This is a genomic window from Streptomyces sp. NPDC006687, assembly GCF_040636215.1.
Taxonomy (GTDB): domain Bacteria; phylum Actinomycetota; class Actinomycetes; order Streptomycetales; family Streptomycetaceae; genus Streptomyces.
On sequence record NZ_JBEYJJ010000001.1, the window covers coordinates 430,028 to 449,546 of the forward strand.

Below are 19,519 nucleotides of genomic sequence, written 5' to 3' on the forward strand. Positions count from 1 at the left end.
GGTCTCACCTCGGGCGGTCGAGGCGCTGGATGAGCAGGTCCGCGAGGTCCTCGCGGCTGGGCGGGGAGGCGTAGTGGGTGAGGTAGAGGGCGTTGAGCAGCTGGTCGGCGGCGAGGAGTTCGGAGCGGGAGCGGCTGAGGAACTCGCGGATCAGGTCGGCCCCGAGCTGGGCGGCCTCCTCGCCGAGGTGGGCGCGGACCATGGTGGCGAGGCGTTTCTCGCCGGGCTGGCCCAGTTTGAGCTGGATGCAGCGGCGCAGCAGGGCGGCGGGGAAGTCCCGTTCGCCGTTGCTGGTGAGGATGATGAAGGGGAAGGCCCGGCAGCGGATCCGCCCGTCGCGGACGGTGGCCTTGGTGCCGTCGTCGGTGAGGACCTGCACCTCGGGCTGGGAGTCGGCGACGCGTTCCAGCTCGGGCAGCGTGAACTCGCCTTCCTCCAGCACGTTCAGCAGGTCGTTGGGCAGGTCGATGTCGCTCTTGTCGAGCTCGTCGACGAGGAGCACGCGGGGCCGGGCGGTGGGCAGCAGGGCGGTGCCGAGGGGGCCGAGCCGGATGTACGTGCCGATGCCGGGGGCCGCCGCCCCCGCGGTCCCTCCCCCGCCGGCGGCGATCTGTACGTCCTGGAGCCGGGCGAGGGCGTCGTACCGGTAGAGGCCCTCATGGAGCACGGTCCGCGACACCACGGGCCAGCGCAGCACCCGGCCGAGCTTCAGCTCGTGGGCGACGGCGTGCGCGAGGGTGGACTTGCCGGTGCCGGGGTAGCCGGTGACCAGAAGCGGCCTGCGCAGGTAGAGCGCGGCGTTGATGGCCTCCAGCTCCTCGGGCTCGGGCCGGTGCAGCGCGGCGGCCTGGCGGTGGGCGCCGAGCCTGCGCGCCACGTTCCCGTCGGGGGCCGCGGCCGCTCCGCCGGGCTCGGTGACGGGGCCGCCGTCGAAGTCCCGCCAGGGCGGCGGGTCGGGCAGCGCCGCGATCCCGTCGTGGGGTTCGCCGACCCCCCGGTAGATGAGCCACTCGTCGTTCACTCCCGCTCCCTCCCGACCGTCCCGCCACCGCGTCCGCCCCCAGCCCCGCTCCTACCCCCGGAACGGACCGTCCCTTCCCCTCACAGGTCCCCCTGGAGCGGCTCCTCCTCCGGCAGGGCCCGCGACGGGTCCTCCCAGACGAGGGCCAGCCCGTCCGCCCAGTAGGCGTCGGGGTCCGCCCCGTACGAGCGCCGGCGCAGGGCCTGGAGGCGGTGCGGGAGGGCCGCGCCCCGGCCCGCCTCGCCGAACTCCTCCCGCAGCCCCCGGTGGAACGGCGCGCACGGGGCGGCCGGGTCGGCCGGGGGCCGCCGGCACACCGCCACCCCGTACCCGGCGTCCCGTACGGAGTGCAGCGCGCCCAGGGCCGGTTCCGCCCCGGGGTCCCGGCAGAGCACCGGCACGGTGGTCACGGCCAGCCCCGCCAGCCAGACCGGGGAGGGGCTGCGGGGGCGGCCCCGCGAGCAGTCGGCGCGCTGGTCCAGCAGGGGCCCCTCCTGCACCCGCGCCCACCGTGCGTGGGCGACGGGCCCGCCGACGCCGTCCGGGTGACGCAGCACCACCGGCCGCTGCACCCCCACCGGCACTCCGCCCGACACGGCCCACTCGTCGACGGGCAGCCCGAACAGCTCCGGGGCGACGGCCACTTCGAGCAGCGCGGCCGTGTCGTGCGTGTCGCAGCGGCGGAACCCCTCGGCGAGCGGGGCCCGCAGCGCCTCGGGCAGAGCGGCCAGGGTGGCCCGTGTCCCGGCGGCCACCGGGGTGACCTGGCCGGGGCGGGCCGGGCCGGCCAGGACCGACACCCGCCAGTCGTAGACCTCCTCCCAGCCGTGGGCCCACGCCTCCAGCAGCACCGAGGGCCCGGTCGGCAGGCTCCCGGTGCGCCGGGCGCGGCCGAGCTCCGCCTGGCCGGCGGCCCGCCGGCGGCGCCGGTCCCGCTCGGCCAGGCCCCGCTCGTGCTGTTCGGCGAGTTCCCGGCGCAGGGGCCGCCACAGCCGTTCGGCGGTGGCCCGGACCCAGTCCCAGAGTTCCTCGTCGGCTCCGGGCGCGGGCGGCTCGCGGTGGTCGGCGACGCTGACGCCGGTGGCGTAGCGGAGCATCGCGGCGGCCTCTCCGCCGGCTCCGGGCGGGTCGTGGAGCAGCCCGAGTCCGTCGCGCCAGCTGAGGGGGGCGGGGAGGGTGGGGTCGGGTTCCTCGCCCCTGGCCCGCTCGGCGAGTTCGCGGACGGTTTCGGAGGATCCGGGCGGCGGCAGTTCGGCGAGCAGCCCGCACAGGGTGGTCCGCTCGACCGGGGTGAGCCGTCCGCGGCCGCCGTAGGGGTCGCTCTCCCCGAGCAGGAGGGTGTCGTGGACGTCGGTCCAGGTCCGGCGGGTGTCGAGGTCGCTGAGGTGGCGGTCGTAGTGGTAGAGGTCGTGGGCCTGCATGACCCGGCGGTAGAGGCCGCTCTGCCCGCCCGCCGGCATCGGCAGGGTCCGCAGCTGCGACACGGTCACGGCGAGCCCGCCGCCGCCGGTGTGCCGGCGGGCCTTGACCACCCCGATGACCTCTCCGCGCGCCAGGTCGACGACGGGTCCGCCGGACATCCCGGCCTCGATCTCGTCGTCGTCGCCGAGGCGGATGGCGGCGCCGCCTCCGGCGATGCCGCGCAGCCGGGTGGTGCGGCCGGTGATCTCGCGGATGCCGAGTTCCTCGGTGCAGCCGAAGTAGGCGGCCTCGTCCAGCCGGGGCCGGGCCCGGTCGGTGAGCCAGACGCAGGCGTGGGTGACGGGGGCGAGGACGCGGAGCAGCGCGAGGTCCGGCAGGTCCCACAGGGCCCGCGGCCCGGGCCGGCGCTCCTCCAGCCGCTCGGGCAGGACGCACTCCACCCGCCCGGATACCGTCCCGGTGGCGGTGGTGTCCCCTCCGGGGAAGAAGCTGATGCCGACCTCACGCCCCGCCAGACGCACTCCGCCACCTCCTTCACCGACGACGTGCGCACACGTGAGGACCCAGCCGGGGGCGATGAAGAAGCCGCTCCCCCAGGTGGGTCCGGTCCCAGCGCTGTCATACCCGCGCGGGGCCGCGTGGATACGTACGGTGGCGGCCCGGACCAGGGGTTCGAGGAGCTCGTAGGCGCGCGCGGAACCGGCCGTGCGCCCGTCCGGCATCCCGCGACCCCTCTCTCCCGCCCGTCCCAGCGGCTGACGTCCACGCTAGCGCCGGGGGCGGGACATCGGGAGGTGTCGCCGGTTAGCCGGATTATCCTGGCGGGAAACACCCCCCGACATCCCTACACGGCACGGAGCCCGACTTGTACTTCACCGATCGCGGCATCGAGGAGCTGGAGAAGCGGCGCGGCGAGGAGGAGGTCACCTTCGAGTGGCTCGCCGAACAGCTCCGCACCTTCGTGGACCTCAACCCCGACTTCGAGGTCCCGGTGGAACGCCTGGCCACCTGGCTGGCCCGCCTGGACGACGACGAGGACGAGGACGAGTAGAACCGGAGGAGCAGACGCTCACGAGCAGACGCGGACGGACCGCGGAGACGACCGAGGGGCCCGGCCGCGTGCGCGGCCGGGCCCCTCGGTGGTTCTGCCGGGGGATCGCCTGGATCAGGCGGCCTTGGTCTCCCAGAAGATGCGGTCGATCTCGGCGATGAGCTCCAGGGCCTTGGCGCCGGTCGCCGGGTCGTTCGACGCCTTGGCGGCCGAGAGGGCCTTCAGGGTGTCGTTGACCAGGGTGTGCAGCTGCGGGTACTTCTCGAAGTGCGGGGGCTTGAAGTAGTCGCTCCAGAGCACCGACACGTGGTGCTTGGCGAGCTCGGCGCGCTGCTCCTTGATGGTGATGGCGCGCGCGCGGAAGTCGGCGTCCTCGTTGGCCTGGTACTTCTCCTGGACGGCCTTGACCGACTCGGCCTCGATACGGGCCTGGGCCGGGTCGTACACGCCGCAGGGCAGGTCGCAGTGGGCGGAGACCTTCACCTTGGGGGCGAAGAAGCGGGAAAGCATTGGAGTGGGTCCTCCTCGTGATCGTCTTCTCAAGGGTGAGATTACTCGCTGAGAAGACGGAATTCGCGGGCGGCCCCATGGGCTTAGGACAAAAGTCCAGCCTCCGCCGAGGCCAGGTGAGCGAACCTACGGGGCCGTGCGGCACCATGCGGGCAGGACGAGGAGGCGCGGATGGCGGAGAGCGGGCGGGCGCGGGTGCGGATCGGGATCACGGAGGTGTCGGGGCCGTCGATGGTGCCGACGCTGCTGCCGGGGGACCGGATGGTCGTGCGGTACGGGGCGCCGGTGCGGCCGGGTGACGTGGTGGTGTTCCGCCATCCGCTCCAGCAGGACCTGCTGGTGGTCAAGCGGGCGGCCGGGCGCCGGCCGGGCGGCTGGTGGATGCTCGGCGACAACCCGTTCAACGAGACCGGGGACAGCACCGACTACGGCGCCGTCCCCGACGAGCTGGTCCTGGCGACGGCGGTGCTGCGGCTGCGGCCCCGCCCGGCGCATCAGAGTTCGCTCAGGGCGCGGCTGTCCTGGGCGGTGTCGGCGGTGCGGCCGCTGCGGGCGGACTCCTCGGCTTCCAGGCGCTTGCGGGCGCGGTAGGCGGCGACGTTGGCGCGGGTGGCGCAGCGGTCGGAGCAGTAGCGCCGGGAGCGGTTGGTGGAGGTGTCGAGGTAGGCGTTGCGGCAGGGCGGGGCCTGGCACAGGCCGAGCCGGTCGGGGCCGTGCGCGGTGAGGTGGAAGGCCAGCCCGAAGGAGGCGGTCGCGGCGTAGCCGGCGGAGGCGTTGGAGGGGTGGTCGGCGAGGTGGATGTGCCAGTCGGGGCGCCCGTCGGGGCCGACGAGGTCGTGGCCGGAGACCTGGGGGCTGACGGGGAACTCCATGAGCAGGGAGTTCAGCAGGTCCACCGCGAGGACGTCGTCACCGCTGTCGGCCGCCTCGAAGACGGCGCGCAGCCGGGCGCGGACGTTGCGGAAGCGGGTGACGTCGGTGTCGGTGACCCGGCGGGCCGTCTGCGAACCGGGGCCGAAGAGGGCGCGGACGTCGTCGGCCGAGGTCAGCGCGTCCTTGTTGCGGGCCGGCTCCTCGGTGTTGACCAGGCGCACGGCATAGTCCGAGTAATGGGCCAGTTCCACTTGTAGTCCTTACGGCTTCGGGTGAAGGTCGGTCACGGCCGCCCGTAACGGCTGTCCTCAGTTCGAGGGTATTACGTGGCGAGGGGTGACGGCGCTCGCGTGCGTACCGGAAGTATCCACGGGTCCTAGGTCCGAAGGACGAGATTCCGGAAGGCGGCAGCGCGAAGGGGCGGCACGGGAGACCCGTACCGCCCCTTCCGCCGGGCCGTCAGAACGCGCGGAGCGCCTGGAGTGCCCGGAGCCGCTACAGCACCTTGGAAAGGAACGCCTTCGTGCGGTCGTGCTGCGGGTTGCCGAGCACGTCGCGCGGGTGGCCGGACTCGACCACGACGCCGCCGTCCATGAAGACGAGGTTGTCGCCGACCTCGCGGGCGAAGCCCATCTCGTGGGTCACCACGATCATGGTCATGCCCGACTCGGCCAGGTCGCGCATGACGTCGAGGACGTCACCGACCAGCTCCGGGTCGAGGGCCGAGGTGGGCTCGTCGAAGAGCATCAGCTTCGGCTCCATGGCCAGCGCGCGGGCGATCGCCACACGCTGCTGCTGGCCGCCGGAGAGCTGGGTCGGGTAGTTCCCGCCCTTGTCCCCGAGGCCGACGCGGTCCAGGAGCTTGACGGCGCGCTCGCGGGCCACCGCCTTGGACTCGCCCTTGACCATGACAGGCGCTTCCATGACGTTCTCGATGGCCGTCATGTGCGGGAAGAGGTTGAAGCGCTGGAAGACCATGCCGATGTCCCGGCGCTGGGCCGCGACCTCGCTGTCCTTGAGCTCGTAGAGCTTGTCGCCCTTCTGCTTGTAGCCCACCAGCTGGCCGTCGACCGAGAGCCGGCCGGCGTTGATCCGCTCCAGGTGGTTGATGCAGCGCAGGAAGGTGGACTTGCCCGAGCCGGAGGGGCCGACCAGGCAGAAGACCTCGCGGGGGGCGACCTCCAGGTCGATGCCCCGCAGGATGTGGGCAGCGCCGTACGACTTGTGGACGCCTTCGGCCTTGACCATGGGCTGGGCGGTCTTGGCGGACGACGCCGTCTTCGCGATCTTCGCGGTCATCGCGCGGCCTCCGTACGGCGGAACATGTTCAGGTTGGCCTTCAGCCGCTCGAACGGCGTCGGCGGCAGGGTGCGCTGCGCGCCACGGGCGTAGCGGCGCTCCAGGTAGTACTGGCCGACGCTGAAGACGCTGGTCAGGGCCAGGTACCAGATGGACGCGACGAAGAACATCTCGATGACCGCGCCGGCGGTGCTGCCGATGTTGGAGCTGGCCCGCAGGAGTTCGGTGTACTGGACCGCCGAGACCAGGGAGGAGGTCTTCAGCATGTTGATGAACTCGTTGCCGGTCGGCGGGATGATCACGCGCATGGCCTGCGGGAGCACGACGCGGCGCATGGTCTGCGTCTGGGTCATGCCGAGCGCGTGCGATGCCTCGCTCTGGCCCTCGTCGACGGACTGGATGCCCGCGCGGACGATCTCCGCCATGTAGGCGCCCTCGTTCAGGCCCAGGCCCAGGAGGGCGACCATGAACGGGGTCATGACGTCGACGGTCTCGTTCTTGTAGATCGGACCGAGGTTGATGTACTGGAAGATCAGCGGGAGGCTGAACCAGACCAGCAGCTGCACGTAGACCGGGGTGCCGCGGAAGAACCAGATGTAGAGCCAGGACACGAAGCTGGTGACCGGGTTCTTCGACAGGCGCATCACCGCGAAGAGGATGCCGAGGACGAGGCCCAGCGCCATCGAGGTGATGCTGATGATGACGGTGTTGCCGAGGCCGGCGAGGACCGCGGGGTCGAAGAGCTTGTCGCCGACCGTCGCCCAGATGATCTTGCCCTGGGAGAAGGCGTAGACGAGCCACCCCAGCAGTACGGCGACGACCACGGCGCTGATCCAGCGGCCGTAGTGCCGTACGGGGATGGCCTCGATGGCCTCGTAGGGAGTGGTGCCCGAGGCGCCGGGCCCGGCCGGCGGAGTCGCGGCCGGACCCTTGTCGATCTTGTCAGTCACTATGACTGCCCTTCAGTGGAGCGCTTCGGTGTTACTTGCCGGCGTTGATCGTGGCGGACTGCACGGCGCCGTCCTTCACGTTCCACTTCTCCAGGACCTTGGCGTAGGAGCCGTCCTTGATGATGGCGTCGACGGCTTCCTTCAGGGCGTCGCGCAGTTGCGTGTTGTCCTTGGAGACCGCGATGCCGAAGAGGCCGACGTCGGACTGCTGGCCGCCGACCTCGAAGTCGTTGCCGCCACCGGAGTTCTTCGCGATGTAGGCGGTGACCGGGAAGTCGTTCAGGTCGGCGACGGCGCCGCCGGCCTTCACACGGGTCTGGGCCTCGGCGTCGGTGTCGAACGCCTCGATGGTGAGCTTCTTGTCCGCGCCGCACTTGTCGGCCTGGGCCTTGAAGGTGTCCTCGTAGATGGTGCCGCGCTGCACGGCGACCGTCTTGCCGCAGAGGTCGTCGAGGGACTTGATGTTGTCGGGGTTGCCCTTCTTGACCAGGAGCGAGACACCGGAGGACATGTAGTCGACGAAGTCGACGCCCTTGCCGATCTTCTGGCCCTTGTCGTCGAGGCCCTCCTGGCGCTTCTTGTTGTCCGTGATGGAGGAGATCGCCACGTCCTGGCGGCCGGTCTCCAGGGAGGTGATCAGACCGTCGAAGGTGCCGGAGGTGAACTGGAGCTTCACGCCGAGCTGCTTGCCGAGCGCCTCGGCGATGTCCGGGTCCACGCCGACGATCTTCCCGTCCTGCACGAACTCCATCGGGGCGTAGGCGGTGTCCGAGCCGACCTTGATGACACCCGCGTCCTGGACCTTCTTCGGGAGCTTGGAGAACAGCGGAGCGCTGCTGTCCCCGGTGCCCGAGCCGGTCGAGGACTTGTCGGTCTGGTCGCCACAGCCGGTGAGGATCAGGGCGCCGGCGACCGCGATCGCGCCGACCGCGGCGATCCGGGACCGGGCGGCGGTCGTACGACGGGTGGTGCTTGCGGTCATGAGCTGGTTCCTCCGACGGGGGTGGAAAAGCATCCGAGAACGGGTCGCGCACGCACCATCGAGTGCCGCGACCTTGTGTGATTACGGCATCTTGCCATTCGGACTGGCGCATTCAGGGTGCCCGTGAGGTCAAAATCAGATAACGGGCGCCCCCGACGAGCCAACAGGACTGCGGGCAAGGTCCCTCGGAGCCGCACAAACCGCCGTGACCTGGCATTTTCGCCTCACTATTTGCGGCTCGTCTCGCCAGTCGGACAGAGACCTTTGGACTTTTAGCCAAAACCGGGACAAGCACCCTACGATCAGACCGGAATCGACTCGTCTGGGCGTGTGCTCTTCGGGTAGAACAGATCCTTACACCCCTCATCCGGGGCTCAGGGCGCGCGTGCGGCGCGCCCGCGCGTACGAACCTCCCCTTCGCGGAGACGGGCCAACCGTCGATGCGGAGTACGGACGCGGTGCCCGCCCACCCCTTAACCAGGAGTGGCCACCCTCAATGAACAAAAGGACTTAAGGGGTCACACGAAGTGGCAGCGGAGATCGTCAACCCTCGCAGTGACAGTGCGACGGACAACAACCCCGATGCGGTGTTCGCACTGCACCGGGGCGGCAAGATGGCCATCCAGGCCACTGTGCCCGTCAAGGACAAGGATGACCTGTCCCTGGCCTACACGCCCGGCGTGGCGAAGGTGTGCACCGCCATCGCCGAGCAGCCCGAGCTCGTGAACGAGTACACCTGGAAGTCCAACGTGGTCGCCGTCGTCACCGACGGTACGGCCGTGCTCGGGCTCGGTGACATCGGTCCCGAGGCGTCCCTCCCCGTCATGGAGGGCAAGGCCATTCTGTTCAAGCAGTTCGGCGGCGTGGACGCGGTTCCGATCGCGCTCGCGACCAAGGACACGGACGAGATCGTCGAGACGGTCATCCGTCTGGCGCCGTCCTTCGGCGGGGTGAACCTGGAGGACATCTCCGCGCCCCGCTGTTTCGAGATCGAGCGGCGCCTCCAGGAGGCGCTGGACATCCCGATCTTCCACGACGACCAGCACGGCACGGCCATCGTGACGCTGGCCGCCCTGCGCAACGCGGCCAAGCTGACCGGCCGCACCCTCGGCGACCTGCGCGCCGTGATCTCGGGTGCCGGGGCGGCGGGCATCGCCATCGCCAAGATCCTGGTGGACGCCGGGATCGGCGACGTGTGCGTCACCGACCGCAAGGGCGTCGTCTCGGCGGACCGCGGCGACCTGACGGACGTCAAGGCCGAGATCGCGGGCCTGACCAACAAGACGGGTCTGACCGGCTCCCTGGAGCAGGCCCTGGCCGGCGCGGACGTCTTCATCGGCGTCTCCGGCGGCACGGTCGGCGAGGAGGCCGTGGCCTCCATGGCGAAGGACTCCTTCGTCTTCGCCATGGCCAACCCCAACCCGGAGGTCCATCCCGACATCGCGCACAAGTACGCGGCGGTCGTGGCCACGGGCCGTTCGGACTTCCCGAACCAGATCAACAACGTGCTGGCGTTCCCGGGCATCTTCGCGGGTGCCCTGAAGGTCCGCGCGACCCGGATCACCGAGGGCATGAAGATCGCCGCCGCCGACGCCATCGCCGGTGTCGTGGGTGACGAGCTTGCCGCCGACTACGTGATCCCCTCGCCGTTCGACGAGCGCGTCGCCGAGGCCGTCACGGCCGCGGTCGCCGCGGCGGCGAAGGCCGACGGGGTGGCCCGGCTCGTCTGAGCGGCGGGTGTACCCCCGCGGGGCTGAACGGGTGAGGCCCGGCCGGAGCGATCCGGCCGGGCCTCTTCGTCTACGGAAGGCCGCCGCGCAGGGGAACGCACCCTCCCCGCCCCCGAACGGGGAGGGGACGTCCCGGGTCCTTCGCCGCGGCCGGCCGTGGGCCTCCTCACCGGCTCGACCAGGCACGACCAGGTACGACCGGGCGCGCGGAAAGAGCGCGCGAAGGGCGCCCCGGGAACGCAGGAGGAGTACGCGGGGCCCGTGAAACGCTCATGACGAGCCACCGCATGGCCTGAATCATACCCCCCTCCCGGGGTTGTCGATCTCTTCCGTTTAGCTCGGTCAAGGGCGCAAAGCACTTGGCACGGACGGCACTTGAGAGAACACCCTCCGCTTCCACTCCTGACCACCCGGCGCCCCTCGCCCCTGGCCATAGGGCCTACCGACCGGTAGCCTCTGGCGCCATGTTCGCTGCCTACGCCGCCCGAATCGACCGAGACCAGCCGCTGAACGGCCTTGAGCTGGGCGAACGCCCCGCCCCCCAGGCCCGCCCCGGCTGGGTGACCGTCAACGTCAAAGCCGCCTCGCTCAACCACCACGACCTGTGGTCCCTGCGCGGGGTGGGCCTCGACGCGGACAAACTGCCCATGATCCTCGGCTGCGACGCGGCCGGTGTCGACCAGGACGGCAACGAGGTCGTCCTGCACTCCGTCATCGGCCAGAGCGGCCACGGCGTCGGCCCGGACGAGCCGCGCTCCATCCTGACCGAGCGCTACCAGGGCACGTTCGCCGAACAGGTGACCGTCCCCGCCTGGAACGTGCTGCGCAAGCCCGCCGGCCTCTCGTTCGCGGAGGCCGCCTGCATGCCGACGGCCTGGCTGACGGCGTACCGGATGCTCTTCACCAACGCCGGGGTCCGCCCCGGGGACTCCGTCCTCGTCCAAGGGGCGGGCGGCGGGGTCGCGACCGCCGCGATCGTCCTGGGCAAGGCGGCGGGCCTGCGGGTCTACGCCACCAGCCGCGACGAGGCCAAGCGCAAGCGGGCGGTGGAACTGGGCGCGGCCGAGGCGTTCCCCCCGGGCGCCAGGCTCCCGCAGCGGGTGGACGCGGTGATCGAGACGGTGGGCGCGGCCACCTGGTCCCACTCCGTGAAGTCCCTGCGCCCCGGCGGCACGCTCGTCATCTCGGGCGCCACCAGCGGCGACCGGCCGGCCCACGCCGAGCTGACCCGGATCTTCTTCCTGGAGCTCAAGGTGGTCGGCTCGACCATGGGCTCCAAGGACGAACTGGAGGACCTGCTCTCCTTCTGCGAGAACACCGGCGTCCGCCCGGTCATCGAGGACACCCTCCCCCTGGACCGCGCCCGCGAAGCCTTCACCCGCCTCGAATCCGGCGACCTCTTCGGCAAGCTCGTCCTCACCCTCTGACCCGACCTCGCGCTGTCAATCTAGGTTGACACCCCTCCCGTGTCAACCTAGATTGACAGGCATGACCGAAGCCACCGATCTCGCCGAACGGGCCGGAGACCAGGACCCCCGCGTGGGCCTGCGCGCCGTGGCCGCCCTCCGCCGGCTGCTGGAGCAACTGGAGGCCGTCCAGGTGCGCAGCGCCCGGTCACAGGGCTGGTCCTGGCAGGAGATCGCGGCCGAACTCGGCGTCAGCCGGCAGGCCGTGCACAAGAAGCATGGGAGGCTCTGATGTTCGAACGCTTCACCCACGACGCGCGCTACGCGGTGGCGGGCGCGGTAGCGCAGGCACACGCCGCCGCTGCCGACAGCGTCACCGAGGAACACCTGCTGCTCTCCCTGCTGGACCGTGGAGCCCTGGAGCCGCTGGGCGTGGACGGCGCGGCCGTCGCCGCCGACCTCGCGGCGCGCCGCCGCCGGGGAGGAATGTCCCGGGCGGACGAGGAAGCCCTCGCCGGCCTGGGCATCGACCTGTCGGAGATCGTCTCCCGGATCGAGCAGACCCATGGCGCGGGCGCCCTCACCGCCCCCGCCCCCCGCAGGCGGGGGCTGGGCTTCTCACTGCGCACGGTCCTGGGCCTCCCGGAACCGCAACAGCGCCACTTGCCCCTCACCCAGGGCGCCAAGAAGACCCTGGAGCAGTCCCTGCGCATCACCCTGGGCCGCAAGGACCGCCACATCGGCACCCCGCACCTGCTCCTGGCCCTGGTCTCCCGCCCGGGCACGGTCTCCGAGGCCCTCGCGGACCACGGAGTCACCTACGCGACGGTCGAGGCCGGGCTCGCGGCGGCCTGACTAGGACCCAGGGCGCAGGGCCGTCCCGATGCGGGACGCGGCGGCGGCCAGGTGGGCGCGGGCTTCGGCCAGCTGGGCCGGGGTGACGCCGTGGTCGCGGGCCGCGTCGCGGACGTCGTCGCGGAAGCGGTCCAGGAGCCGGTCCAGGTCGCGGGCCGGGTCGGCGGTCGGGGTCAGGTCCTGGGCCCAGGCCGAGCCCGAGGGGCCGGGGGCGGTGGGCGCCTCGGGGGTCGCGGCGGCGCCGTTGCCCAGCCAGGCCCCGGCGAGGCTGCCGATCACCCCGCCCGTCCTGCTGATCTGCTCCTGGAGCTGCGCGGCGATCCGCTGCACCTCCTCGCGGGCCCGCTCCTGGGCCTCCTTGGCCTGGCGGCGGGCCTGCTGGGCCTCCTCGCGGGCCCGGCGGCTCTCGTCCTTCGCCCGGCGCGCCTGCTCCTTCCACTCGTGTCTGGCCTTGCGCAGCTCCTCCTTGGCGGCCCACCAGGACTCGTCCTGGACCTGCGTCGCCGAGGCGCTGGCGGCGGCCCGCATCTCGCGCCGCAGGTCACCGGCGGCGCCCCGGACGTCGTCACGGATCTCCGCGGCCAGCTCGGAGACCGAATCACGGATCTCCAGCTCCAGGTCCGCCAGCTCCCCGCCCCGGTCGGCCAGTTCGGCCCGGCCCGCCTCGGTGATCGAGTACACCTTGCGTCCGCCCTCGGTGGCGTACGTGACGAGCCCCTCGGCCTCCAACTTCGCAAGCCGCGGGTACACGGTGCCGGCCGACGGCGCGTACAGGCCCTGGAAGCGCTCCTCCAGCAGCCGGATCACCTCGTACCCGTGGCGGGGCGCCTCGTCCAGCAGCTTCAGCAGGTAGAGGCGGAGGCGGCCGTGGGCGAAGACGGGCGGCATGTCAGAGCACCTTCTTGTCGAGCTGGAGGGGCGCGCCGGACTCGGTGTCCGCCGAGGGACGGCGCAGGACGGCGATGGACCCGGAGACGGTGGTCGCCCGCAGAGTGCCGGAACCCTTGCCGAGCGTGCCGGTGATCCGCTTGGCGCCCAGCTGCCCGGTGACGCGCAGGTCCTCGAAGGCGTTGGAGACGCTGCCGGTGGCGGTGTTGGCCTCGACCTTGGCGTCGGCGGGGTGCGGGAGGCGGATGGCCACCTGGCCGGAGACGGAGTTCAGGACGATGTCCACCGGCTTGGGGGCCGCCGCGTCCAGGGCGAGGTCGATGAGCATGTCACCGCTGACGGAGTCGGCCCGTACGCTGCCGCCCTCACCGTCGACGACCGTCAGCCCGCCGGAGACCGAGTGGAACCCGAACTCACCGGTGACGGACTGCGCCTCGACACTGCCGGACACCGTGTGCGCCTTGACCCGCCCGGAGAGCCCGACGAGGGTGGCGTCACCCGAGACGCTGTTGACCTCGGTGGCGGCGGAGATTCCGGAGACGAAGGCGGTCGCGCTGACGGTGGCCAGCTGGACGGCGGTGGCGGCGGGCACGGTCAGGGTGACGGTGACACTGCGCTCCCACGCCTTGCGCCCGTCGGAGGAGGAACCCGACCAGGTCTTCCAGGGCTTGGCCTCGAACCACTTCCTGAACCCCTGCGCCCCGTTCCAGGGCAGGTCCTCGTAGGACACCGTGAGGACGCCGCCGTCCTGCACCACGTGCAGCGGGGGCCCCTCGACCTCGGCGACCTCCAGCCGGGCGGGCCCGTCCTCGGCGGCGACGACGTTGACGGTCCCCGCCACCACCCGTACGCGCACCTCCGTGACGGGCCGCTCGAACGTGAGCCGCTGGGGGGCGGGGACGGACCAGGTCATCTGCTCAGCCATGATGCGGCTCCTTCTCGTGGACCGACGGCGACGCACGCAACATATCGCGTCTCTCCAGAACACGATATATCGCGGCATGCCGAAGTCAAGCACGTCCAGCCGGGCGCGGCGCGCGCCGAAGGCCGCCGGGCGGCCGGGAGAGGGACGCTCCGCCGTGCGGCGTTTCGAGCGGGTCTCGGCCCCGGACGGCCGGCGCACGCCGAGGGGTGGGAGAAGGGCGTAGCGGTCTGGGGCGTGTCGCGCCTGGCCCGGGGGGAGAGAGACGCCGGGGCCGGATGCCCGGGCAGGCGGCCCCGGGCCTCTCGCCAGGGCGGTGGCGGGGGCGGGACGCCCCTACGCCGCCAGCAGCCCGCTTCCCGCACGCAGGAGCCACTCCCGGTACGGCGGGGCGCTCAGGGCGGCTTCGCGGTAGGCCGCGCGGAGGTCTTCGTACGCCTCCGCGTGTTCACCCGGGCGGGTGGCCAGCAGGAGGCGGACCGCCAGGGGGTCGCCGCGCAGGGGGCGGATCGCCATGTCCTCGCGCGCCCCCGACGTCGGCTGGCACGGGGCCACCGCCTCGCCGGAGACGATCAGGGACGCCGCCGTGTGGTAGTCGGCGTGCAGGACCTGGGGGGAGAGGCCGGCCCGGGCGAACACCCGTCGCAGGCCGTCCCATTCGCCGTCGACCGAGGGGTCCACCGTCCAGCGGTCCCCGGCCAGGTCCTGTAACTCCACCACCGCCGAGCGGGCGGCGGGATGGTCCGGGCACATCGACACGAACTGCGGTTCGCGCTCCATCAGCACCCGCAGCTCCAGCCCGCCCGGCACGCTCAGCGGGCTGCCCTCCACCTCGTGCACGAACGCCACGTCGAGCTGCCCGGCGGCGGTCATCCGCAGCAGGGCGTTCGCCGAGACGTCCACCACCAGGGTGGTCTCCGTCTCGGGGGAACGCCGGTGCAGCCGGCGCAGCCATCCCGGCAGGGCCCGGCTCGCGGTGGAGCCGATCCGCAGGCGGGGTCCGTGCGCGGCGGCCCGGGCCTCGGCGACCAGCGCGGCCATCTCGGCGAGCAGCGGCCGCGCCCGCCCGAGTACCGTGCGGCCGAAAGGAGTCGGGCGGCAGCCGGTGCGCTCGCGCAGGAACAGCTCGCCCTCCAGGGCCCGTTCGATGCGGCGCAGCTGCGTGGTCAGCGAGGGCTGGCTCACGCCGAGCTGCCGGGCGGCCTTGTGCAGGCTGCCGGCGTCGGCGATGGCGCACAGCGCGCGCAGGTGCCTCACCTCGAGCTCCATGACCTGAGGGTAGGCGGGCCCCCGGGCGGCGCACCAGCCGCCGATAGCCCCCCGAATCCCGCCATTCTCACGCTAGTTGACCAAGGTACATCTCACGGAAACCGCTCGGGAACTCCCCGATAGCCCGGTGTTATCGGCCTCTGACATCATCCCCAGCCCCCGCCGCCTCCCGCAGACTCCGGTACCGGATGACCCATCCACCCCCCACCGCACCGGATGAGTAGGAGCCCCCCACATGCGCCACTCCCGCAGGACCGTGCTGTCCATCGCCTCCGTCGGCCTCGGTGTCGCCGCCGCGCTCGGCGGCGTCGTCCCCTCCGCCACCGCCGCCACTCCGGCGGCCGGCAGCCCGGCGACCTACGCCGCGTACGAGCGCTCGCAGGAGAACCAGGCGGCCAACAAGGCGTTCTTCGAGGCGGTCCAGCGCGCGGTCGCCGAGCAGCGCGCCGCCAACCCGAGCGCCACGGCCGCCGTCACGGTCACGTACAACACCCGCAACGCCCCCAGCTTCCGTACGCAGATAGCCAACTCAACCCGCATCTGGAACGGTTCGGTCACCAACGTGAAGCTCCAGGAGGTGTCGTCGGGCGGCAACTTCTCCTACTACGAGGGCAACGACTCGCGCGGCTCGTACGCCAGCACGGACGGGCACGGCCGGGGTTACATCTTCCTCGACTACGCCCAGAACCAGCAGTACGACTCCACCCGGGTGACGGCCCACGAGACGGGGCACGTGCTGGGCCTGCCGGACCACTACTCCGGTCCGTGCAGCGAGCTGATGTCGGGCGGCGGCCCGGGCACCTCCTGCACCAACCCCTACCCGAACAGCACCGAGCGCTCGCGCGTCAACCAGCTGTGGGCCAACGGCCTGGTCGCCTCGGGCCTCGGCACCAAGAGCTGAACCCCGGGCCGCCTCCCGGCCCCCCGGGCCCGGGGGGCGGCCCCCGCGCTATCCGCGCGGCTTGCGCCACATGGGCCACATCAGCGGCCCCTCCGGCAGCCGCACGGGCTCGCCGGTGAACTGCCACCCCAGCCGCTCGTACAGCCGCATGCTCCGCTCGCTGCTCGCCTCCAGGTACGCCGGCACCCCCTCCCGGTCGCAGCGCTCCAGCACGGGCCTGATCAGCTCCGTGCCCAGCCCCTCGCCCTGCCGGCCGGGCGCGACGGCGATCATCAGCAGGTACTCGTGCTCCTCGGCGGTGGGGTGCACCGCCCCCGTCAACCGGCCGACGAGCTCGCAGCGTTCGTTGTCCGGGTCGGCCACGGCGCGCATCTTCGCCGGGATCTCGTCCTCGCCCTCCGGCTCGCCGGCCGGGATCCGCAGCCACAGCGCGGCCGCCGAGCCGTCGGCGGCGTAGTCGATCCGGCCCTCGGCCAGCGCGACGTCCACGAAGACCCCGAGGAACCTGCCGTGGACCTCGGCGCGGTGCGCGGGGTCGGGGAAGACCCAGGAGCTGACCGGGTCGTTGCGGAAGCTCTCGTCCAGCAGGCGCGCGACGGCGTCCCGGTCCGACTGCTCCGCCTGACGTATCTCCAGCACCACAGGTCACACCCTTCAATCACGTTTCAACTACCGCACGTGATCCTAGAGTTGCCCGTAGCACACGGAAAGGCCCGTTTCGGCACCGAGGGGTGCCGAAACGGGCCTTCCCGCGCGACCGCCCCTACCGCGTACGCCGCGTCACGAACTCGGCCAGCGCCAGCAGCTCGCCCGCCGCCGTCACGTCCGGCACCGCCCGGGACAGCTGTTGCACCGCCCGGCCCATCCGGTCACCGGCGTGGGCCTGCGCCCAGTCCCGTCCGCCGGCCCGCTCCACGGCCCGGGCGGCCCGCCGTACGTCGTCCTCCCCGGTCATGGGCCCGGCGTACAGCGCGGCGAGCTCCTCCCCGGCCTCGGTGCCGGAGGTGAGGGCCGCCACGACCGGGAGGGACTTCTTGCGGGCGACCAGGTCCGCCCCGGCGGGCTTGCCGGTGTGCCCGGGATCCCCCCAGATGCCGATCAGGTCGTCGATCAGCTGGAAGGCGAGGCCCGCCTCCCGGCCGAAGGCGTCCATCGCCTCGACCTCCTCCGGTCCGGCCCCCGCGTACAGGGCGCCGACCGCGCAGGCGCAGCCCAGGAGCGCGCCCGTCTTGGCCGTGGCCATGGCCAGGCACTCCTCCAGCGAGACCGAGGCGCGCCGCTCGAAGGCGCAGTCCGCCTGCTGGCCCGCGCACAGCTCGACGACGCAGGCCGCGAGGCGGGCCGAGGCGCGCGCCGAGGCCGGGTGCGGGTCGGCGGCGAGCGTGCCCAGCGCGAGGGCCATCATGGCGTCGCCGGCGAGGAGGGCGTCAGGGATCCCGAAGACGGTCCAGGCGGTGGCCCGGCCGCGCCGTCGGGCGTCATTGTCGATGACGTCGTCGTGCAGCAGGGTGAAGTTGTGCGCGAGCTCCACGGCCGCCGCCGCCCGTACCGCGGAGTCCGGGTCGCCGTGCGGCCCGCCGAGGGCCCGCGCCGAGGCGAGGACGAGCGCCGGACGGATGGCCTTGCCCGCCCCGACGGCGGCCGGGCTGCCGTCCTCGTGCTCCCAGCCGAAGTGGTACATGGCCACGCGCCGGGTGGGGGCGGGCAGGCTCTCGACGGCCCGGCGCAGCTGCGGGTCAACCGTCTCTCTCGTGCTGTCCAGCAGGGCGGCCGCCTCCTGCCCCTCCCCCGCGGCCAGGGCGTTCGCGCTGGTCATCAGCGCCATCGGCCGATCTCGACGTTCTCCAGCACGCCGAGCGCGTCGGGCACGAGCACGGCTGCGGAGAAGTAGGCGGTGACCAGGTAGGAGATGATCGCCTGCTCGTTGATGCCCATGAACCGCACCGACATGCTCGGCTCGATCTCGTCGGGGATACCGGGCTGGTGGAGGCCGATGACGCCCTGGTTCTCCTCGCCGGTGCGCATGCAGAGGATGGAGGTCGTGCGGGCCTCGCTGATGGCGATCTTGTTGGACGGGAAGATGGGCACGCCCCGCCAGGCCGGCACCCGGGTGCCCGCGACGTCGACGGTCTCGGGGTAGAGGCCCCGCTTGTTGCACTCGCGGCCGAAGGCGGCGATGGCCTTGGGGTGGGCGAGGAAGAGGTTGGAGTCCCGGCGCATGCTCAGCAGCGCGTCGAAGTCGTCGGGGGTGGGCGCGCCGTCGTGGGGCTGGATGCGCTGGTCGTAGTCGGCGTTGTGGAGGAGGCCGAAGTCGGGGTTGTTGAGCATCTCGTGCTCCTGGCGCTCCCGCAGCGCCTCGACCGTGAGCCGCAGCTGCTGCTCGGTCTGGTTCATCGGGTGGTTGTAGAGGTCGGCGACGCGGGTGTGGACGCGCAGGACCGTCTGGGCGATGGAGAGTTCGTACTCGCGGGGCCGGGCCTCGTAGTCGACGAAGGTGCCCGGGAGGACGGCCTCGCCGTGGTGGCCCGCGGAGAGGTCGATGGCGGCCTCGCCGTACCGGTTGGTGGGCCGCTCGGTCTGCGTCCGGACGCTGTCCAGGTGGGTGCGCAGGGAGGGGGCGCGGTCGGCGAGGAGCTGGAAGTCCTGGCGGCTCAGGACGAGTGCGGTGCCGGGGGTGGCGGCGCGGGCGGTGTACTCCCAGATGGCCTCGTCGTCGGTGAGGGCGTCCTCGCCGAAGTAGGCGCCGTCGGCGACGGTCCGCAGGACGGCGTCGTCCCCGTAGGGGCCGGGGCCGATGTGTTCGATGCGGCCGTGGGCGAGGAGGAAGACCTCCTCGGAGGGACTGCCGAAGGAGGTGAGCTCCTGGCCGGCCGCGAAGTCCACCTGCCGGCAGCGCGCGGCGAGTTCGGTGAGGACCTCGTCGTCGGTGTAGTCGCGCAGCAGGGGCAGCTCGCCGAGTTCGGCGGGGATCACCTGGACCTGGCTGCCCGTCTTGACGAACTCCACGATGCCGTTGCCGACGGAGTAGCTGAGGCGGCGGTTGAGGCGGTAGGTGCCGCCGTGTACCGAGACCCAGGGCAGCATCTTCAGGAGCCACCGGGAGGTGATCTCCTGCATCTGCGGGGCGGACTTGGTGGTGCTGGCCAAGTTCCGCGCGGCCGCGGTGCTGAGACTGCGCTGCTGCGGTGTCTGGGCTTCGGATTCGGAGCCCGCCTGGACCGACATGTCTTTGCCTTTCGATCACTCCATGGTCTGCGGTAGAGAAGCCTTTCAGCACACCGTGTGGTCGGACCATTACACAAAAGGGTGGGACTACTCCGCCGCCGGCTGGGCATCGTGAAGGGTCTCCTCGAACGGCCCCGCCCTGACGACGGCTGGCCGAAAAACGCCCTATCCGCGGAAGAGCTGCTTCCACTACACCGGTACGTAACGCACCGAAC

At 72.1% G+C, this 19,519-nt stretch carries 20 protein-coding genes; 7 read left to right on the forward strand and 13 right to left on the reverse strand.

The genetic code is table 11. The features are described from left to right. Positions 1–4: 4 nt before the first annotated feature. Together ABZ716_RS01915 and ABZ716_RS01920 are read right to left on the reverse strand one after the other, a co-directional pair. The gene (locus ABZ716_RS01915) at positions 5–1,021 is read right to left on the reverse strand and encodes a MoxR family ATPase (protein ID WP_358955740.1); all 1,017 of its coding nucleotides are present in this window, start codon (positions 1,019–1,021) and stop codon (positions 5–7) included. Between the two features lie 80 nt (positions 1,022–1,101). Next, on the reverse strand, positions 1,102–3,165 hold the full coding sequence (locus ABZ716_RS01920; RefSeq protein ID WP_358955743.1) for a trypsin-like peptidase domain-containing protein: 2,064 nt from the start codon (positions 3,163–3,165) through the stop codon (positions 1,102–1,104). A 143-nt stretch (positions 3,166–3,308) separates the two neighbouring features. Here ABZ716_RS01920 and ABZ716_RS01925 point away from each other — a divergent pair, with 143 nt between their 5' ends. Beyond that, positions 3,309–3,494, forward strand: a complete 186-nt coding sequence (locus tag ABZ716_RS01925; RefSeq protein ID WP_018102711.1) for a DUF6104 family protein — start codon at positions 3,309–3,311, stop codon at positions 3,492–3,494. Between the two features lie 114 nt (positions 3,495–3,608). Here ABZ716_RS01925 and sodN read toward each other — a convergent pair whose 3' ends face one another. Then, a complete protein-coding gene (sodN, locus tag ABZ716_RS01930) occupies positions 3,609–4,004 on the reverse strand; it encodes a superoxide dismutase, Ni (protein ID WP_007266490.1) in 396 nt (131 codons plus the stop codon). 171 nt (positions 4,005–4,175) lie between these two features. Here sodN and sodX point away from each other — a divergent pair, with 171 nt between their 5' ends. Then, on the forward strand, positions 4,176–4,595 hold the full coding sequence (sodX, locus tag ABZ716_RS01935) for a nickel-type superoxide dismutase maturation protease (RefSeq protein ID WP_351879258.1): 420 nt from the start codon (positions 4,176–4,178) through the stop codon (positions 4,593–4,595). On the opposite strand, the gene ABZ716_RS01940 is transcribed toward sodX, so the two are convergent. From ABZ716_RS01940 to ABZ716_RS01955, 4 genes are all read right to left on the reverse strand, one after another. After that, positions 4,499–5,128 carry a CGNR zinc finger domain-containing protein gene (locus ABZ716_RS01940; protein WP_358812536.1) on the reverse strand — a complete coding sequence of 210 codons (630 nt, stop codon included), beginning with the start codon at positions 5,126–5,128 and terminating at the stop codon, positions 4,499–4,501. The two genes, sodX and ABZ716_RS01940, sit on opposite strands and share 97 nt — an antisense overlap. Positions 5,129–5,372: 244 nt before the next feature. Further along, positions 5,373–6,125, reverse strand: a complete 753-nt coding sequence (locus tag ABZ716_RS01945; RefSeq protein ID WP_045946348.1) for an amino acid ABC transporter ATP-binding protein — start codon at positions 6,123–6,125, stop codon at positions 5,373–5,375. Between the two features lie 47 nt (positions 6,126–6,172). Next, on the reverse strand, positions 6,173–7,126 hold the full coding sequence (locus tag ABZ716_RS01950; protein ID WP_358955746.1) for an amino acid ABC transporter permease: 954 nt from the start codon (positions 7,124–7,126) through the stop codon (positions 6,173–6,175). A 31-nt stretch (positions 7,127–7,157) separates the two neighbouring features. After that, positions 7,158–8,108, reverse strand: coding sequence for an ABC transporter substrate-binding protein (locus tag ABZ716_RS01955; RefSeq protein WP_358812538.1), 951 nt, complete (start codon positions 8,106–8,108; stop codon positions 7,158–7,160). Between the two features lie 527 nt (positions 8,109–8,635). Between ABZ716_RS01955 and ABZ716_RS01960 the strand changes: the two genes are divergently transcribed. The 4 genes from ABZ716_RS01960 to ABZ716_RS01975 all read left to right on the forward strand — a co-directional run bounded on the left by ABZ716_RS01960 (position 8,636) and on the right by ABZ716_RS01975 (position 12,099). Next, positions 8,636–9,838, forward strand: a complete 1,203-nt coding sequence (locus ABZ716_RS01960; RefSeq protein WP_351879267.1) for an NADP-dependent malic enzyme — start codon at positions 8,636–8,638, stop codon at positions 9,836–9,838. A gap of 464 nt (positions 9,839–10,302) precedes the next feature. Further along, the gene (locus ABZ716_RS01965) at positions 10,303–11,265 is read left to right on the forward strand and encodes a zinc-binding dehydrogenase (RefSeq protein WP_358812539.1); all 963 of its coding nucleotides are present in this window, start codon (positions 10,303–10,305) and stop codon (positions 11,263–11,265) included. Between the two features lie 61 nt (positions 11,266–11,326). Beyond that, the gene (locus ABZ716_RS01970) at positions 11,327–11,536 is read left to right on the forward strand and encodes an HTH domain-containing protein (protein ID WP_358812540.1); all 210 of its coding nucleotides are present in this window, start codon (positions 11,327–11,329) and stop codon (positions 11,534–11,536) included. Then, positions 11,536–12,099 (forward strand): Clp protease N-terminal domain-containing protein, encoded by a 564-nt coding sequence (locus ABZ716_RS01975; protein ID WP_358955749.1) that lies wholly within the window; start codon positions 11,536–11,538, stop codon positions 12,097–12,099. The genes ABZ716_RS01970 and ABZ716_RS01975 overlap by 1 nt, the downstream gene beginning before the upstream one ends. Here ABZ716_RS01975 and ABZ716_RS01980 read toward each other — a convergent pair whose 3' ends face one another. The 3 genes from ABZ716_RS01980 to ABZ716_RS01990 form a co-directional block, all read right to left on the reverse strand. Further along, a complete protein-coding gene (locus ABZ716_RS01980) occupies positions 12,100–12,987 on the reverse strand; it encodes a helix-turn-helix transcriptional regulator (RefSeq protein WP_358955752.1) in 888 nt (295 codons plus the stop codon). A gap of 1 nt (position 12,988) precedes the next feature. Continuing rightward, positions 12,989–13,912, reverse strand: coding sequence for a DUF4097 family beta strand repeat-containing protein (locus ABZ716_RS01985; protein WP_358955755.1), 924 nt, complete (start codon positions 13,910–13,912; stop codon positions 12,989–12,991). A gap of 333 nt (positions 13,913–14,245) precedes the next feature. After that, positions 14,246–15,178, reverse strand: a complete 933-nt coding sequence (locus ABZ716_RS01990) for a LysR family transcriptional regulator (RefSeq protein ID WP_358955758.1) — start codon at positions 15,176–15,178, stop codon at positions 14,246–14,248. Between the two features lie 235 nt (positions 15,179–15,413). Between ABZ716_RS01990 and snpA the strand changes: the two genes are divergently transcribed. Continuing rightward, the gene (snpA, locus tag ABZ716_RS01995) at positions 15,414–16,079 is read left to right on the forward strand and encodes a snapalysin (protein ID WP_358812545.1); all 666 of its coding nucleotides are present in this window, start codon (positions 15,414–15,416) and stop codon (positions 16,077–16,079) included. A 48-nt stretch (positions 16,080–16,127) separates the two neighbouring features. Here snpA and ABZ716_RS02000 read toward each other — a convergent pair whose 3' ends face one another. The 3 genes from ABZ716_RS02000 to ABZ716_RS02010 form a co-directional block, all read right to left on the reverse strand. Beyond that, positions 16,128–16,721: a GNAT family N-acetyltransferase gene (locus ABZ716_RS02000; protein WP_351879284.1), complete on the reverse strand. Its 594-nt coding sequence runs from the start codon at positions 16,719–16,721 to the stop codon at positions 16,128–16,130. A 121-nt stretch (positions 16,722–16,842) separates the two neighbouring features. Further along, positions 16,843–17,895, reverse strand: coding sequence for a family 2 encapsulin nanocompartment cargo protein polyprenyl transferase (locus tag ABZ716_RS02005; protein ID WP_358812546.1), 1,053 nt, complete (start codon positions 17,893–17,895; stop codon positions 16,843–16,845). Next, positions 17,895–19,304, reverse strand: a complete 1,410-nt coding sequence (locus ABZ716_RS02010) for a family 2B encapsulin nanocompartment shell protein (protein WP_358812547.1) — start codon at positions 19,302–19,304, stop codon at positions 17,895–17,897. Before ABZ716_RS02010 ends, ABZ716_RS02005 begins: the two co-directional genes overlap by 1 nt. Positions 19,305–19,519: the final 215 nt, after the last annotated feature.

What these genes read in the sequence shown, in the direction of transcription:
- ABZ716_RS02010 (WP_358812547.1), bottom strand. Translation starts at nt 19,304, where the DNA reads ATGTCGGTCCAGGCGGGCTCCGAATCCGAAGCCCAGACACCGCAGCAG.
- ABZ716_RS01970 (WP_358812540.1), top strand. Translation starts at nt 11,327, where the DNA reads ATGACCGAAGCCACCGATCTCGCCGAACGGGCCGGAGACCAGGACCCC.
- ABZ716_RS01920 (WP_358955743.1), bottom strand. Translation starts at nt 3,165, where the DNA reads ATGCCGGACGGGCGCACGGCCGGTTCCGCGCGCGCCTACGAGCTCCTC.
- ABZ716_RS01990 (WP_358955758.1), bottom strand. Translation starts at nt 15,178, where the DNA reads ATGGAGCTCGAGGTGAGGCACCTGCGCGCGCTGTGCGCCATCGCCGAC.
- sodN (WP_007266490.1), bottom strand. Translation starts at nt 4,004, where the DNA reads ATGCTTTCCCGCTTCTTCGCCCCCAAGGTGAAGGTCTCCGCCCACTGC.
- ABZ716_RS01985 (WP_358955755.1), bottom strand. Translation starts at nt 13,912, where the DNA reads ATGGCTGAGCAGATGACCTGGTCCGTCCCCGCCCCCCAGCGGCTCACG.
- ABZ716_RS01980 (WP_358955752.1), bottom strand. Translation starts at nt 12,987, where the DNA reads ATGCCGCCCGTCTTCGCCCACGGCCGCCTCCGCCTCTACCTGCTGAAG.
- ABZ716_RS02005 (WP_358812546.1), bottom strand. Translation starts at nt 17,895, where the DNA reads ATGACCAGCGCGAACGCCCTGGCCGCGGGGGAGGGGCAGGAGGCGGCC.
- snpA (WP_358812545.1), top strand. Translation starts at nt 15,414, where the DNA reads ATGCGCCACTCCCGCAGGACCGTGCTGTCCATCGCCTCCGTCGGCCTC.
- ABZ716_RS01975 (WP_358955749.1), top strand. Translation starts at nt 11,536, where the DNA reads ATGTTCGAACGCTTCACCCACGACGCGCGCTACGCGGTGGCGGGCGCG.
- ABZ716_RS01955 (WP_358812538.1), bottom strand. Translation starts at nt 8,108, where the DNA reads ATGACCGCAAGCACCACCCGTCGTACGACCGCCGCCCGGTCCCGGATC.
- sodX (WP_351879258.1), top strand. Translation starts at nt 4,176, where the DNA reads ATGGCGGAGAGCGGGCGGGCGCGGGTGCGGATCGGGATCACGGAGGTG.
- ABZ716_RS01965 (WP_358812539.1), top strand. Translation starts at nt 10,303, where the DNA reads ATGTTCGCTGCCTACGCCGCCCGAATCGACCGAGACCAGCCGCTGAAC.
- ABZ716_RS01945 (WP_045946348.1), bottom strand. Translation starts at nt 6,125, where the DNA reads ATGGTCAAGGCCGAAGGCGTCCACAAGTCGTACGGCGCTGCCCACATC.